This is a genomic window from Actinoalloteichus sp. AHMU CJ021 (assembly GCF_002895405.1).
GTDB classification, from domain to species: domain Bacteria; phylum Actinomycetota; class Actinomycetes; order Mycobacteriales; family Pseudonocardiaceae; genus Actinoalloteichus_B; species Actinoalloteichus_B caeruleus.
Window position 1 is genome coordinate 1,975,967 of sequence record NZ_CP025990.1, and the last position, 14,955, is coordinate 1,990,921.

The window sequence follows — 14,955 nt, forward strand, 5'->3', positions numbered from 1 at the left end:
GGGATCTCGCCACCGCTGACCGGTCGGGATCAGGCGTGCACCTGGGGTGGGGTGGGGCGCGGGCTGTCCTCGCTGCTGACCACCCTGGCGCCCGGGACAGGACCGTGCGCGACCCGCACGGTGCGGCAGACCCCGACCCCGGAGAGCTCGGCGGCGACCCGGACGGCGGAGTCGCCGTCGGTGCACAGGAAGGCGCAACTGGGACCGGAGCCGGAGATCATGCCGGCCACGGCTCCCGCGTTGACCCCGGCCCGCAACGTGCGGCGCAGGGCGGGACGGAGGGAGACCGCCGCCGCCTGGAGATCGTTGCCCAGGAGCAGCGCGAGTTGGAGCGGATCACCGGAGGACAGGGCCTCCAGCACCGGTTCCACGCCACCAACCCGGGGCGGCGAGCCCTCCCGGCGCAGCCTGTCCAGCTCTGCGAAGACGTCGGGGGTGGACAGACCCCGACTGGCGAGGGCGATGACCCAGTGGAAGGTGTGCCGGGACAACACCGGCACCAGCCGTTCACCCCGCCCCGTGCCCAGGGCGTAGCCGCCGTGCAGGGAGAAGGGGATGTCGCTGCCCAGGGTCGCGGCGACACCGGACAGCTCGTCCCGCCCCATCTCCAACCGCCACAGGTTGACCAACCCGACGAGGGTGGCCGCCGCGTCGGCACTGCCGCCGGCCATGCCGCCCGCCACCGGGATGGACTTGCGGATGTCGATCCTGACCTTCAGGTGGTCCGGGTCGCGGCCGACGTGCTCGGCGAGCGCCCGGGCGGCCCGCCACGCCAGGTTCGAGGAGTCGAGGGGGACGGTGTCCGCTCCCTCGCCCGTCACGTCGAGCCCGGGTTCGTCGGCGACGGAGACGGTGACCTCGTCGGTCAGCGACAGGGCCTGGAAGATCGTCGCCAACTCGTGGTAGCCGTCGTCCCGCGCGTCACCGACGGCGAGGTGGAGGTTCACCTTGGCCGGGGCTCGAACGGTCACCGGGGGCGGTACTACTGCCAGCACCCTTGCAGCCTACGGGCGTTTGGCCGATCTTCCGCCCCCGAACCGGTGAGGATCACTCTCCGTAGAGCGGAACCGCGCTGCCTCGCCGCGCCGACCGCTCGGTTCGGGTAGCCCGAACGGGCAGGTGGCCACGATCGGCTAACGATCGCGCCGGGCGTCCGGGCGTCCTCCGAACGGTGTTCCTCGTGCTCGTCCCCTGCGCTGGGCCGTCCGGGCGGCGGCCGGCCGCCCTGACGAGGTGTCCACCGAACCGACGGCGTCGAGATCCACCCGAACAGCGGCCGACGCGGAACCGGGGCAGGAGCCGCCCGGCCGACCCGGGGGCGGTGAGTCGAATCACAGCGACGGTGGGACATTCCCAGGCACGCGCGGCCCGACGAGCGGCCTCGACCGCGTCCGGCGGCTGGCTCCCCCGCCCTTCGGGGGCTCGTCGTCCATCCCCTCCCCCGAGAGGGATGGACGACTCGTCACCAGCCCTGGACGTGAACCAGCAGGGCCACGACCAGGAAAGGGTATCCGGCGGACGCGGGCCGGCATCGCGCCTCGGCTCCCGAGGGGGCTCCGGTCACGGCCGCACGGACGTCATGACCGCTCCCGACGGGAGGGCTGGCCTCAGAAGGCCGGGACGACGCTGCCGTCCTGGTAGGTCCCCTCGATGAACTCGCGGACCTCCTCGGAACGCAGCAGCTCGGTGAGCTGCTGGATGCGCTCGTCGTCCACCAGCTCGGGCAGCGTGACCAGGCCGTTCGCGTACGGGCTTTCCTCGCCGTCCTCCAGGAGGATGGCGTCCTCGGTCGGATTGAGGCCGGCGTCGATGGCGTAGTTGCCGTTGATCACCGACGCGTCGGTGTCCGCGAGGCTCCTCGGCAGCTGGGCCGCCTCCAGCGGCTGGAAGCGCAGGTTCTTCGGGTTGTCCTCGACGTCCAGCTCGGTGGCGTTGTCCTCGGTGCCCTCGGCGAGCGTGATCAGACCGCTGTCGGCGAGCAGCCGCAGGCCGCGGGTCAGGTTGGCCGGGTCGTTGGCCAGCCCGATGACCGCCTCGTCCGGCAGGTCGTCGACGTCGTCGACCGACTCCGAGTAGAGCCCGAGCGGCTCGATGTGCACGCCCTCGACCCACTCGTAGTCGCCACCGTGGTCCAGCGTGAACTGCTCCAGGTAGGGGACCGTCTGGAAGTAGTTGGCCTCCAGCGACCCGTCCCGCAGCGCCGTGTTCGGCTGCACGTAGTCGGTGAACTCGACGACCTCGATCTCCAGGCCGGCGTCGGCGGCCAACTCCTCCTGGACGAAGTTCAGGATCTCCGCGTGCGGGGTGACGGACGCGCCGACGCGCAGCGGACCGTCGGCGGTGACCGGGGCCTGGGTGTCGGTGTCACCGCCCCCGTCGGACGCGGTCTCGCTGTTCCCGCAGGCGGCGAGCGTGGTGACGGCGGCGGCCGCGATGGCGACGGCGGTCAGGGAACGGTGTCGCACTCCCGGTTTCCTCTCTCCTGGCGCCGGCCCGTGGGCAGGCGCGTCTGCCGCGCCCGGGCATGGTCGTCCCCGGCACGGGTGTACTTGCTGGTGTGCCGCTCCCCGGTGGCGGGGGCGGCGCGGGTGTCACACCCGCAACGCCGACCGTCGACGGTCGATGGTGCGTGCGATGAAGTCCGAGGTCAGCTGGGTGAGCCAGGCGAGCCCGCCGAGCACCAGCACGGACGCCAGCAGGATCCGCTCGTCGTTGCGCTGGTAGCCGTGCCGGATCGCGAGGTCACCGAGCCCGCCACCGCCGATCACCCCGGCCATCGCCGAGTAGCCGATCAGGGTGACCGCCGTGACTCCGATCGCCGCGACCAGGGCGGGCCCCGCCTCGCGGAGCAGCACGCTCCGGACGAGGCGGAGCCTGCTGGCCCCGGTGGTGATGGCCGCCTCCACGACGGCCACGTTGACCTCCCGCAACGCCGACTCCACGAGCCGGGCCACGAAGGGCACCGCCCCCACCGTGAGCGGCACGATGACCGCGGTGGGGCCGATGGTCGTCTGCACGAGCGCCCTGGTGAACGCGCTGAGCACCACCAGGAGCACCACGAACGGGAGCGAGCGGCCGACGTCGACCACCACTCCCAGCACGCGGTGCGTGATCCGCCGAGGGGACAGCCCTGTCGGCGAGGTCATGTGCAGCACGATGCCGAGGGGGATCCCGCCGAGGGCGGCGAGCAGGGTGGCGATGCCGACCATGTAGACGGTGTCCCCGGTGGCACTGATCACCAGGTCGAAGACCCGGTCCCACGGGGTGGGTTCCCTCACGCGGCAAGTCCTCCGATATCGCGTGGCGCGCGGCGGATGACGGCGTCCCGTTCCGCGAGCCAGCTCAGCGCCCGTTCCGAGCGCTCGCCGTTGATTCCGATCTTGAAGCGGGCGACGGGTGTCTCACCGAGCCTGGTGAGCCCACCGCCCAGGATGGCCAGCTCCACGTCGTGGCGGTGCGCCGCCTCGGGGAGCAGGGCTCCCACGGCGGCGAACCCGACGAGGACCACCTCGGCGACCACGTCGTACTGGCCGATCTCGCGAGGCGTGGTGCCGGCCTGGTCGACCTCGGGGAGCAGGGAGGCCGTGATCCGGCTGCCTGGCTGGGTGAGCAGGTCCAGCACCTTGCCGTGCTCGACGACCCGCCCTCCCTCCAGGACCGCGACATCGTCGCAGATGCGGCGGACGACGGCCATGTCGTGGGTCACCACGAGCACCGTCACCCCGAGCTCGGAGCGCACCCGGTCGAGCACCGCGAGCACCGAGCCGGTCGTCTCCGGGTCGAGGGCCGAGGTGGGTTCGTCGGCGAGCAGCACCGAGGGGCTGGCCGCCAGCGCCCTGGCGACCGCGACGCGCTGCCGCTGGCCACCGGAGAGCTGGTCGGGGTAGCTGCCGGCCTTGTTGGTGAGGCCGACCAGGTCGAGCAGTTCGGCGACCCTGGCGCGCCGGGCCGGCGCGGCCACCCCGGCGCTCTCCAGGGGGAGGGCGACGTTGCCGGCGGCGGTGCGCTGCCGCAGCAGGGAGTCGCCCTGGGGGACGACGCCGATCCGGCGACGCGCGTCCCGCAGCTCACGGCCGCGCAGGGCCACCAGGTCGACGCCCTCGACGCGGATCGATCCCCGGTCGGGGCGTTCCAGCAGGGCGACGCAACGGGCGAGGGTGGACTTGCCGGCGCCGCTCGGGCCGACGACGCCGCAGACCGTTCCGGCCGGGACGCTGAGGGAGACACCGTCCAGGGCGAGCACGTGCTCGCCCTTACCGGGGAAGCTCTTGGTGAGGTTCTCGACAGTGATCATTGTTCGCTCCACACGACGGCAGCCAGCCACACGCGACCGCGCGCGAGGGCGCGGCGGTACGGGTGGGATGGTCAGGAAGAAGACGAGGACCAGGGGTGTTCCGCGGGACCGGTGACGTCCTTCAGCTGCCCATGAGTGGACAGCCGGACGTGGTCCGGCGGCCGTGGTCGACCACGCGTCGTCGGGTCAGGGCGGTGGCGATCAACATGCTCGCTCCATCGATCCTGGCGTTAGCACCTGCCCGCGAACGGGTGGTTGCTGCGGCGTCAACGAGCCAGGTCTCTCGGCCGCTCCGGATGGGCTGTCGCGATGAGTAAACCGAACGGAAACGTCCGCCCGCAAGTAGTTGGGGGTAGATCTGTGCCACACTGCCCGACCGGCCTAACGAGCACCGAGGGTGATCACCGCCCTCCGGCGGGGTGCCCCCACCCGCGAAGGGGGACGGACGGGGCGGTGGGCCTCCTGGTCGGCCGGTGCTCCGCCGGCCGGAGTCGTCCCGCCCCGCCGGGACCGGGCGACCGCCCCCACCCGCCGAGGCCGGTCGGTTCGGGGGTTCGGCGGAAGGCGGCCGGTGGTCGGAGCCGGGCGCCGGGCGGCCGGTCCTCGCGGACCGACCGCGCGCCGGTCACCCGGGTCGCGACCGGCTGGGGTCAGCCCCGACCGCTGAGAACCGCGGCCACCACGTCGGGGAGGGTGTCGGCGGGGTCCCGGGGTGCCGTCGGGCAGCGCCAGGCGATCACGTGGTCGGGGCGCACCAGCAGCGCTCCGGTGCCGGTGATGCCCACGCTCGCGGCCCAGGCCGGGTCGTCCACCCGGCGGTGCTCGACCCCGGGCGTGGCGGACGCGGCCCGCTCCCACGTGTCGCTGGCGCCGAGCAGGGTCAGTCCCCTGCCGACGAGGTCCAGGGCCGACCGGTCCGGGCCGAGCCTGTGGTGCGGGAGTCGCGATCCCGGCTGCCCGGTGAGCCCCAACCGGTCGAGCGGCGCGAGGGAGCCGTCGGGGACGAAGGCGCCGGCCGGGTACTGGTAGCCCATGAGGAGGGCCACGGGGTCGTGCGACGGGGTGCCGTCCCCTGACTCCACGCCCAGTTGGCGCAGGTTCGCCGTCTGCGCGCTGGCCTGGTCGGCGGTGAGCCACCCCAACCAGTGGCGCTCGACCTGGTAGCTGTCCAACAGGGATCGGGGAGCCGTACCGGAGACCACCCGGGCGAGCTTCCAGGCGAGGTTGTGGACGTCCTGGATGCCGGTGTTGGCACCGGCGGCGAGGTAGGGGGGCATGACGTGGGCGGCGTCGCCGGCGAGGAAGATCCGCCCGGCCGAGAAGCGGTCCGCGACGAACATCCCGGGTTCCCAGTCGAGGGCGCTGAGGATGCGCACGTCCAGGTCGGGCACTCCGGTCGCGGTGCGCACCGCCCGCGCCCAACCCGCGTGGTCCCGGCCGGGGGCCGGGTCGGCCATGAGCAGCCAGCGCCGGACCCCGTCGACGGTGAGCAGCATGCTCGGCACCTCGGGGTGCTCGATCTGGCACAGGTTGAACTCCCGGCCGCGCACCTGCGCGGAGAGGTCGGCCTCGAAGTAGACGTTGGTGGACCTCCCCAGGGTCCCTCGCCCGCTCCTGGCGATGCCCAACCGTTCCCTGATCGGGCTGTGCGCGCCGTCCGCCGCGATGAGGTACCGCGCCCGGATGGCACCGACGCGGCCGTCGGGGTCGCGGACGGTGGAGGTGACGGAGGTGCCGTCGTCCACCACCTCCAGCACGCGGTGTCCGAACCGCAGGTCGGCCCCGCGTTCGGTCGCCAGGGCGCGCAGCACGGGTTCCAGGGTGTCCTGGGCGCAGAGGCAGGAGTCGGACGGTGAGATCTCCGGTGCCGGGTCGTCCTCGCCGTGCCCCCAGGAGAGCGGTTCCGCCTCCACGAGCGTCCGGCCGGCCGCCATCCCCTCGAAGTCCGCGAGTGCCGCCGCGGCGGCCATCACGTCGGCCTCGGCGTTGACCTGGCGGAACAGTTCCATCGTCCGGAGGTTGATCCGGCGGGCCTTGGGTTGCGGCGACGTGGTGTCCCGCTTCTCCACCAGCACGGCGGGGACACCGTGCCACTCGAGGAAGAGGGCGGCGGACAGCCCGACCAGACCGCCGCCCACGATCAGGACCTCAGTTTCGTGTACGTCGTACATCACATGTACTTAGTACACCAATGGTTAGATGCGCGCGAAGGAGGTGTCCCTTGAGCAACGCGGTACCCGGACAGCCCGGAGCGCTCGTATGGACCCTGCCGGAGCCGCCGGGCCGGACGACGACCACGCTGAGCAGGGCCGCGATCGTGCGGGCCGCGGTCGCGGTCGCGGACGCCGAGGGCGCCGCCGCCGTCACCATGCGCCGGGTCAGCTCCGAGCTGGGCTCGTCCACCCCCATGTCGCTCTACCGGTACGTGGGCAGCAAGGACGGCCTCGTCGACCTGATGATCGACGCCGTCTACGGGGAGATCCCCGTGCCGGACGAACCGGTCGGCGACTGGCGGTCGGAGCTGGAACCGCTCTGCCACCGGGCCTGGTCGGTGATCCGGCGGCACCTCTGGTTCGGCGAACTCGTGCACCTGCGGCCACCCTTCGGCCCGAACGCCCTGCGCTACCTGGACTTCCGGCTGGCGGCGCTGGAACCCCTCGGCCTCCCGGCACGGGAACTCACCCGCATCACCGCGGCCCTCGACGGCCACCTGATCGGCTCGGCGCTCCAGCTCGCCGAGGAGACCCGGATGCGCCGGTCCAGCGGGCTGGCCGACGAGGCCGAACTCCGGGACTCGGTGCGGCCCTACCTGTCGTCCGTCACGGCCGGTGGCCGCTACCCGGCCTTCTCCCGGTGGGTCGGCGCGACCACCGACAACGACCTGGACGACCACGTCGAGTGGACGTTGCGCTGCCTGCTGGACGGCATCCAGGCGAGCCTGCGCCGCGACTGACCGGGGTTCGGGGAGCCTCGAGCGCCGAGCCGCTCCCGGCGGCCACGGCGGGCACCGGGACCGCCGGTCGAACCGGGGCCGGGGTGGCACGTGCCACCCGGGCCCGCCACCCGGGACCACGGGCGAGTGGACCGGCCGAGCAGCGGGCGCCCGGTCCGGTGGGCGTGGCGCTCAGCCGACCTCCGCGGCGAGCAGGATGCGTTCGGCGCGGGCGATGCGGACGAAGCCGTCCACCGGCAGCTGCTCGCCCCGGGTGGCCGGCGGCACGTCGGCGGCGAGCAGGATGCGTTCGGCGCGGGCGGCGGAGCCGGCCCAGCCCGCCAGGGCGGCGCGGAGGGTCTTGCGGCGTTGCGCGAAGGCGGCGTCGACCACGCGGAACACCGCGTCGCGGTCGACGCCGGTCGGGGAGTCCCGGCGGTGGAGGGCGACCAACCCGGAGTCCACGTTGGGCACCGGCCAGAAGACACCCCGGGGGATCGTGCCGGCCCGCCGGACGTCGGCGTACCAGGCGGCCTTGACGCTGGGCACCCCGTAGACGCGGCTGCCGGGGCCGGCGGCGAGGCGTTCGGCGACCTCGGCCTGCACCATGACCAGGGCGGTGCGCAGGGTGGGGACCTCCGCGAGCAGGTGCAGGACCACCGGGACGGCCACGTTGTAGGGGAGGTTGGCGACCAACGCGGTGGCCCCGGCGAGCTGGTCGCCGGTGACGCGCAGGGCGTCCTCGTGGAGCACGGTGAGCCGGTCCCGCAGCTCGGGGGCGCGGTCGGCCACGGTGCGCGGCAGCCGGTCGGCGAGCACCGGGTCGATCTCGACGGCCAGCACCCGCTGGCAGGCGGGCAGCAGGGCGAGCGTGAGCGAGCCGAGCCCCGGGCCGACCTCGACCACGACGTCGTCGGGACGCAGGTCGGCGGCGCCGACGATGCGGCGCACCGTGTTGGCGTCGTGCACGAAGTTCTGGCCCAGCTTCTTGGTGGGCCGGACGCCCAGCTGCTCTGCCATCCGACGGACGTCGGCCGGGCCGAGCAGCGCGCTCGACCCGGCCGGGGTTCCGCCGCGCGGATCGTCGTTCACTCCGCGAGACACTACGTCATCACGTGGGCAGCCCCAGCTTGGCGGCGCAGCCCGGCCACGAGCCGTAGCTGCCGCCGTTCGCGTCGCGGAGCCGGGTGGCGACAGCGATCTGCTGTTCTCGGGACGCCTCGTTGGGGTAGTTGGCGTACTGCTGGCCGCCGTAGGCGTCCCAGGTGGGCTTGCTGAACTGGAGGCCGCCGTAGTAGAGCCCATTGGCGCTGACGATCTGCCAGTTGCCGGTGGACTCGCAGTGGGCGAGGCGGTCCCAGACCCCTCCGTCCTGCACCGGGGGCGCATCCGCTGCCGGCGGCTGCTTGGTGCCGACCCGCACGACCCTGTTCTCGGCCTCGCGGATCACCTCGTCGCGGATCTGCTCCCGTTCCGTCTCCTCGCCGTTGACGAGGGTCACCAGGTAGGTCAGTTCGCGCAGCCCGGGGCGGCCCTCCTCCTCGACCTCCTCCTCACCCTTCTCCATCTCCGGGTCGTCGATCCGCTCCTCGTCGGGAGTGATCTCGACCTCCTCGGTGCGTTCCTCGGAGCGGATCCGGGTGACCTCGATGGTGAGGTCGTTGACGAGTTTCGTGTCGGCGGGGGGCGTGACCTCGTCGTCGCCCTCCAGCGCGACCCCCTGGTCCGCCAGCAGTTCCCCGACGGTGGCCGAGGTGGTGGCCACCTGGCGGGGGTCCTCCGCGCCGTCGAGGAGCGTGACGAGCTTGGAGGTCTTCAGGTCGACCGTCATCCCGTCGAGGGGGATGCGCTGGTGCCGGTCGACGGAGAGTTCGGCGTCGTTGGTGGGCATGCCGAGTTCGTTGAGGGCGTCGTCCAGGGTCAGCGCGTGGGTCCAGACCTCGCGCTCCTCGCCGTCCACTCGGAGGGTGAGCAGTCGGCCGCGCTTGAGGACCACCTGGCTTCCGTCGACGACGGTCGCCTGCGCCGCGGGGGCGAGTGCGTCCTGTTCGCCGGCCTCGAAGCCCGCGGTGGCCAGGACGCCGGCCACGGTCGATGCGAAGGTGCGGACGATCCGCTGTTCGTCGTCCACCGTGAGCGTGATGGACTTGTCCATCGCGATCGCGGTACCGGAACCACCGATCAGGACGGTCAGGACAGCGACGATCACCGCGCGCAGAAACGTGCGTTTGTTCACCTGTCGTCCAGCCTTCGTGCCTCCGGGCAGGGGCGGCTCAAGGTGTTTCTGGGGTCGTTGCGGTTCGTCCCTCAACCCCGACGCGTGGCCGTCGGCCACGCCAGAACCACGACTGGACCGGTTGTCCCGCGACGCGGCGGAGCGCCGTCCGCCCGCCCGCCACGGGTGTCGCGCGAGGCGGGGCGGTCGGTGACGCCTGGTAGGCGTGCACCGCGCACGTCGGCGGAGCCACCTCGGTGTCCCCATCCCGGCTTACGATCTCGGGACCGTAACGGCATTCGGCGTGGGGGCCAAGAGATCAACCTGGGCTGTGCTCGCGATCACCCAGAAATTCACTCGTTCGCACTAGTGGACGTCGGTTCCGTGACCGATTTCAACCCGAAGATCCGGTCCGCCGTCCGGTTCGCGGCCGCCGCGACCGCCAGTTCGGTCACACCACGTAGTCGTGCCAGCTCCCGCACGGTGTAGGCGGCACAGTAGGGCTCGTTCGGCCGTCCCCGGAACGGGTGAGGCGTGAGGAACGGCGCGTCGGTCTCCACCAACAGCTGGTCCTCGGGCACCAGCGCCGCGGCGGCGTGCAGGTCGCGCGCGTTGCGGAAGGAGACGGTGCCGGCGAAGGACAACACGTAGCCGGCGTCGACGCACCGCCGCGCGAAGTCCTCGTCCCCCGAGAAGCAGTGGAAGACGACGTGCGCCGGCGGCCCCTCCTCCTCCAGGACCCGCAGGATGTCCTCGTGGGCCTCCCGGTCGTGGATCATCAGCGGCTTGCCGACGCTCTTGGCCAGCGCCACGTGCCAGCGGAACGCCGCCAGCTGCGCGGCGGGTGGCGAGTAGTCCCAGTAGTAGTCCAACCCGGTCTCCCCCACCGCGACGACCCTCGGGTCGGCCGCCAGCGCGGCCAGTTCCTCGCGGACCGGCTCCGGGAACTCGGCGGTGCGGGTGGGGTGCAGGGCCACGGCCGCGAACACCCGGGGGTCCCAGTGCGCGGCCCGCACCGCCCACCGGGCCGAGTCGAGGTCGTCGGCGACCGTGATCACCCGGGTGACGCCGGCGGAGGCGGCCCGGTCGACCATCGCGGCCACCTCGGAGGCGGTCCGCGCCCCACAGGCGTCCAGGTGCGTGTGCGCGTCGACGGTGTCCGCCGCGAGGCGTTCCGGGACAGGCGGTGGCTGGCGACGGTCACTCACGGCGTGGTCCTTTCCACGGGACGGATGCGGCGGCGGGCCGACGGTGGGCACGGCGGAGGCGGGACGGTGCCGTGGCCGCCGTCCCGCCTCGTCGTGCGTCGCGCCTGGTCGCTCTAGGAGATCGGAGCCCACTCCGGGCCGGTCTCGCCCAGCTCCGGGTCGAGCTTGGAGAACAGCGGGCTCGGCTTGCTCAACGGGGTTCCCGGCTGGATCTCCCGGGACTCCCAACTGGCCTGCTCCGCCGCGTAGTCGCCGGTCAGGATCGGGTACTCCCTGCCGGGCACGTCGAGGTCCTCGACATCCCGCAGTTCGGGCTGCGCCGCCCACACACCGCTCCCGCCGAGGAGCTCGTGCACCCGCTGCGCGGAGTGCGGCAGGAACGGCGTCAGCATGGTGTTGGCGTCCGAGACCACCTGGAGCGCGGTGTGCAGGATGGTGTCCCTGCGCTCCGGGTCGTCCTTGCGCTTCCACGGCTCCTGGTCGGAGAGGTACTTGTTGGCCGCGCTGACCACCCGCATCGCCTCGGTGGCCGCCGCCCGGAAGCGGGACCGGGCGAGGTGGCCGCCGACGACGTCGAACGCCCCCCTGGCCAGGGACTTGAGCTGTTCGTCCTCGGCGGTGGGGGCCACCGGTGCGGGGACGGCGCCCACGTTCTTCGCCGCCATCGCCACGGAACGGTTGACCAGGTTCCCCCACTCGTTGGCCAGCTCGAAGTTGGTCCGCCGGACGAACTCCTCCCAGGTGAAGTCGGTGTCCTGGGTCTCAGGGCCGGCGACGGAGATGAAGTAGCGGAGGGTGTCCGGGCCGAACTCCCGCAGGAAGTCGTTGACGTAGATGACGGTGCCGCGCGAGGTGGAGAACTTCGAGCCGCTCATGGTGAGGAACTCGCTGGAGACGATGTCGTCCGGCAGGTTCAGCTCACCGAAGGCACCGGGGTTGCCCCCCTTGTCCCCCGTCCCGTTGTGCCCCAGCAGCAAGGCCGGCCAGATCTGGGCGTGGAAGGTGATGTTGTCCTTGCCCATGAAGTAGTGGCCCTGGGCCTTCGGGTCGGTCCACCAGGCCTTCCACGCGTCCGGGTCCCCGGATCGACGGGCCCACTCGACGCTCGCCGAGAAGTAGCCGATGACCGCGTCGAACCACACGTAGAACCGCTTCAGGGGCTGGTCCCGCCAGCCGTCCAGCGGCACCGGCACTCCCCAGTCGAGGTCGCGGGTGATCGGCCGGGGTCGCATGTCGTCGACCAGGTTCCTGGTGAAGTTCAGGACGTTGGGCCGCCAGTCGGTCCTGGTGGTCAACCACTTCCCGAGGGTCTCGGTGAAGGCGGGCAGGTCGAGGAAGAGGTGTTCGGTCTCGACGAACTCGGGCTTCTCCCCGTTGATCCTGGACCGGGGGTTGATCAGTTCGGCCGCGTCCAGCTGGTTGCCGCAGTTGTCGCACTGGTCGCCGCGCGCACCGTCGTACCCGCAGATCGGGCAGGTGCCCTCGATGTAGCGGTCGGGCAGCGTCCGTCCCGTGGAGGGGCTGACCGCGCCGGTGGTGGTGCGCGCGGTCACGTAACCGTTGCGGTGCAGCGCCAGGAAGATCTCCTGCACCACCTGGTAGTGGTTGCCGGTGGTCGTGCGGGTGAACAGGTCGTAGGACATGCCCAGACCGCGCAGGTCCTCGGCGATCATCCGGCTGTACTTGTCAGCGGTCTGCCTGGGCGTCAGACCCTCCTTGTCCGCCTGGACCAGGATCGGCGTGCCGTGTTCGTCCGTGCCGGAGACCATGAGCACCCGGTTCCCGGCCATTCGCTGGTAGCGGGAGAAGACGTCGGAGGGGACACCGAAGCCGGAGACGTGACCGATGTGGCGGGGGCCGTTGGCGTAGGGCCAGGCCACCGCGGTCAGAACGGGGGCACTCATGCGTTCAGCCTACGGACGCGTGACGCCCCGGCCCCCACGGGTGCCGGGGCGGACGTCGTGACGACACCGCCCCGCCGGCGGCGCGGGCCGGACGCGCCGCCCGGGTCGGCGGATCGGCCCGGCGGAACCGGAACGGCCGGGGCTCACCCCTCCCCGGGCCGTCGCGCCGGTCACCCCCGCTTGGTTTCGGTGGGCGCGCCGGGTTGGATGGGCCGTCGTGCGAACGGTGGCGTGGCGCTGGGACGTGCCGGGCGGAACGACGCCCGGTGAGGTGCTCGACGCGCTCGGCGCGCGGGCCGCGAGGAGCGGGACGCCGGGGCCCGCCGCCCTGAGCGGCGACTGGTTCGGGTCGGCGGCGGTGATCGCCCCGTCGGTGCGGCTGGAGCCGGTGCCGCCGGCCGAGGCGTTCCACCGGCCGGTCACCTGGCCGGTGACCGAGGACCCGGGGCTGCCCGCCGGGGTGGTGGGCGGTGGCTGGTTCGGCTACCTGGGCTACGGCCTCACCGACCCGGGGGTCTGGGACCGGGCCCGCCGGATGCCGGCGGCGGTGTGGGGGTACGCGGACCACGTGCTGCGCCTCGACCAGGACGGGAACTGGTGGTTCGAGGCACTGGTCCCGGCGGGCGGGGAGGAGCCGGTGGCGCTGGCCGCCGAGCTGGCCGAGGTGGTCCGGGCCGACGGGTGCCCGGTGCGGGGCGACGGCGACGATCCGGGGATGGCCGGTCCACCGGCGAGGAGCCCGGTCCGGTTACCGGGAGCGGAACGGCACGAGGGGGCGGTCCTCGGCGCCTTGGCCGCCATCGGCGCGGGTGAGGTCTTCCAGGCCAACGTGTGCACCGAGATCAGGGCTGGTTTCCAGGGCGACCCGTTGGAGCTGTTCGTCCGGGGGGTGTCGACCCTGGCGCCGGCGCGGGCCGCCTACCTGTCCGGTGGTTGGGGCGCGGTGGTGTCGTTGTCCCCCGAGCTGTTCCTGGCCCGCCGGGGCCGCACGGTGCGCACCAGTCCGATCAAGGGCACGCTGCCCCGCCGGGGCCCCGCCGACGACGGGAACGCGGGCCGGCTGCGGGCCTCGGCCAAGGACGTCGCGGAGAACGTGATGATCGTCGACATGGCCCGCAACGACCTGGGCCGGGTGTGCCAGCCGGGCAGTGTCACCGTTCCCTCCCTGTTGGGCGTCGAACCCCACCCGGGGGTGTGGCACCTGGTGTCCACCGTGGTGGGCGAGCTCCGCCGGGGCGTGTCCGACGCCGAGCTGTTGGCCGCCACCTTCCCGCCGGCCTCGGTCACCGGAGCGCCCAAGGTCCGGGCGCTGGAGCTGATCGCCGAACTGGAGGCGACGCCGCGTGAGGTCTACTGCGGGGCGGTCGGCCTGGTGTCGCCGGTGGCCGGGATGGAGCTGAACGTCGCGATCCGCACCCTGGAGTACGCGCCCACCCCGGGTGGCGCCGAGCTGGCGCTGGGGGTGGGCGGCGGGATCACCGCCGACTCCGTCCCGGCGGTGGAGTGGGCGGAGTGCCGCACCAAGGCCGCACCGCTGCTGGCGCTGTTGGCGGACCAGGAGCGGTCCGAGGTCCGGGGGTGAGGTCAGGCCGGAGCGCGACCCGCCCCTCGCCGCCCCCGGCGGTGGTTCGCGCGCCGCCGGCCCGCCCGCCCTCCCGAGGGTCGGCGGATCCGGCCGCGTGCGCCGGGGTCGCCGTCACCCGCTCACGGGAATCCGGCCGGGGTGTCCGTTTCGTTCACGACACGCCACCCGGGCACGCCTAGCCTCGCTGTCGCCCCGCACGGAGGGCGACAGCGCGGAAGGAACGGAACGTCATGGCACAGCAGCACCTCACCGTGGTCACGCTCGGCGTCAGCGACCTGGACAGGGCGCGCCGCTTCTACCGGGACGGCCTGGGTTGGGAAGTGGTCGCCGACATCCAGGACACGGTGTTCGTCCAGGTCGGGCACAGCCTGCTGCTCAGCCTGTGGGGCGTCGCCGAACTCGCCGAGGACCTGGGCGGCGCGCCCCTGGAGCAGGAGGGCCCCGGTCGGTTCACCCTCGGGTGCAACGTGGGGAGCGAGGCGGAGGTGGACGCGGTCGTCGAGCGGTTCGTCGCCGCCGGCGGCTCGCTGGTCCGCCCCGCCGAGCACGCCTTCTGGGGTGGCTACCAGGCCTACGTCGCCGACCCGGAGGGTTTCCGGTGGGACGTCGTGCACAACCCGGGCATGGCCTTCACCGAGGACGGCCGGGCTGTCCTCCGCGACCTCTCCTGAGGAAGGGCCGGCCCCGCGTCCTCCCGCTCGGCCCCTCCGGGCGCGCTCCCGGCCGAGATCGCCTCGGCCCCAGGGCTCCGGGCGGTGCTCCCCTCCTGGCCCCGCTCCGACCCGGCCGGTCGGAACGGCGGTTCCTGATCGCCGCC

General features: G+C 73.0%; 12 protein-coding genes and 1 riboswitch. Of the genes, 3 read left to right on the forward strand and 9 right to left on the reverse strand.

Annotation, left to right across the window (positions count from 1 at the left end):
• Positions 1–29 precede the first annotated feature (29 nt).
• From C1701_RS08185 to C1701_RS08205, 5 genes are all read right to left on the reverse strand, one after another.
• The gene (locus C1701_RS08185) at positions 30–995 is read right to left on the reverse strand and encodes a 4-(cytidine 5'-diphospho)-2-C-methyl-D-erythritol kinase (protein ID WP_026417412.1); all 966 of its coding nucleotides are present in this window, start codon (positions 993–995) and stop codon (positions 30–32) included.
• A gap of 612 nt (positions 996–1,607) precedes the next feature.
• Complete coding sequence (locus C1701_RS08190; protein WP_030104254.1) at positions 1,608–2,465, reverse strand: MetQ/NlpA family ABC transporter substrate-binding protein; 858 nt, start codon at positions 2,463–2,465, stop codon at positions 1,608–1,610.
• 126 nt (positions 2,466–2,591) lie between these two features.
• Complete coding sequence (locus C1701_RS08195; protein ID WP_103055761.1) at positions 2,592–3,278, reverse strand: methionine ABC transporter permease; 687 nt, start codon at positions 3,276–3,278, stop codon at positions 2,592–2,594.
• Positions 3,275–4,294 carry a methionine ABC transporter ATP-binding protein gene (locus tag C1701_RS08200; protein ID WP_026417414.1) on the reverse strand — a complete coding sequence of 340 codons (1,020 nt, stop codon included), beginning with the start codon at positions 4,292–4,294 and terminating at the stop codon, positions 3,275–3,277. The genes C1701_RS08195 and C1701_RS08200 overlap by 4 nt, the downstream gene beginning before the upstream one ends.
• Positions 4,295–4,506: 212 nt before the next feature.
• A riboswitch (SAM riboswitch) is annotated at positions 4,507–4,597 on the reverse strand.
• 347 nt (positions 4,598–4,944) lie between these two features.
• Positions 4,945–6,465: an FAD-dependent monooxygenase gene (locus tag C1701_RS08205; RefSeq protein ID WP_026417415.1), complete on the reverse strand. Its 1,521-nt coding sequence runs from the start codon at positions 6,463–6,465 to the stop codon at positions 4,945–4,947.
• Positions 6,466–6,515: 50 nt separating this feature from the next.
• Here C1701_RS08205 and C1701_RS08210 point away from each other — a divergent pair, with 50 nt between their 5' ends.
• The gene (locus tag C1701_RS08210) at positions 6,516–7,247 is read left to right on the forward strand and encodes a TetR/AcrR family transcriptional regulator C-terminal domain-containing protein (RefSeq protein ID WP_035273259.1); all 732 of its coding nucleotides are present in this window, start codon (positions 6,516–6,518) and stop codon (positions 7,245–7,247) included.
• A 171-nt stretch (positions 7,248–7,418) separates the two neighbouring features.
• Here C1701_RS08210 and rsmA read toward each other — a convergent pair whose 3' ends face one another.
• The 4 genes from rsmA to metG all read right to left on the reverse strand — a co-directional run bounded on the left by rsmA (position 7,419) and on the right by metG (position 12,553).
• Positions 7,419–8,246: a 16S rRNA (adenine(1518)-N(6)/adenine(1519)-N(6))-dimethyltransferase RsmA gene (gene rsmA, locus C1701_RS08215; protein WP_051313457.1), complete on the reverse strand. Its 828-nt coding sequence runs from the start codon at positions 8,244–8,246 to the stop codon at positions 7,419–7,421.
• Positions 8,247–8,337: 91 nt separating this feature from the next.
• The gene (locus tag C1701_RS08220) at positions 8,338–9,462 is read right to left on the reverse strand and encodes a resuscitation-promoting factor (protein WP_162147266.1); all 1,125 of its coding nucleotides are present in this window, start codon (positions 9,460–9,462) and stop codon (positions 8,338–8,340) included.
• A gap of 332 nt (positions 9,463–9,794) precedes the next feature.
• A complete protein-coding gene (locus C1701_RS08225; protein ID WP_103055762.1) occupies positions 9,795–10,649 on the reverse strand; it encodes a TatD family hydrolase in 855 nt (284 codons plus the stop codon).
• Positions 10,650–10,762: 113 nt separating this feature from the next.
• The gene (metG, locus tag C1701_RS08230; protein ID WP_026417418.1) at positions 10,763–12,553 is read right to left on the reverse strand and encodes a methionine--tRNA ligase; all 1,791 of its coding nucleotides are present in this window, start codon (positions 12,551–12,553) and stop codon (positions 10,763–10,765) included.
• 226 nt (positions 12,554–12,779) lie between these two features.
• Here metG and C1701_RS08235 point away from each other — a divergent pair, with 226 nt between their 5' ends.
• Positions 12,780–14,135, forward strand: coding sequence for an aminodeoxychorismate synthase component I (locus C1701_RS08235; RefSeq protein WP_103055763.1), 1,356 nt, complete (start codon positions 12,780–12,782; stop codon positions 14,133–14,135).
• A gap of 233 nt (positions 14,136–14,368) precedes the next feature.
• Positions 14,369–14,809: a VOC family protein gene (locus tag C1701_RS08240; protein WP_103055764.1), complete on the forward strand. Its 441-nt coding sequence runs from the start codon at positions 14,369–14,371 to the stop codon at positions 14,807–14,809.
• Positions 14,810–14,955: the final 146 nt, after the last annotated feature.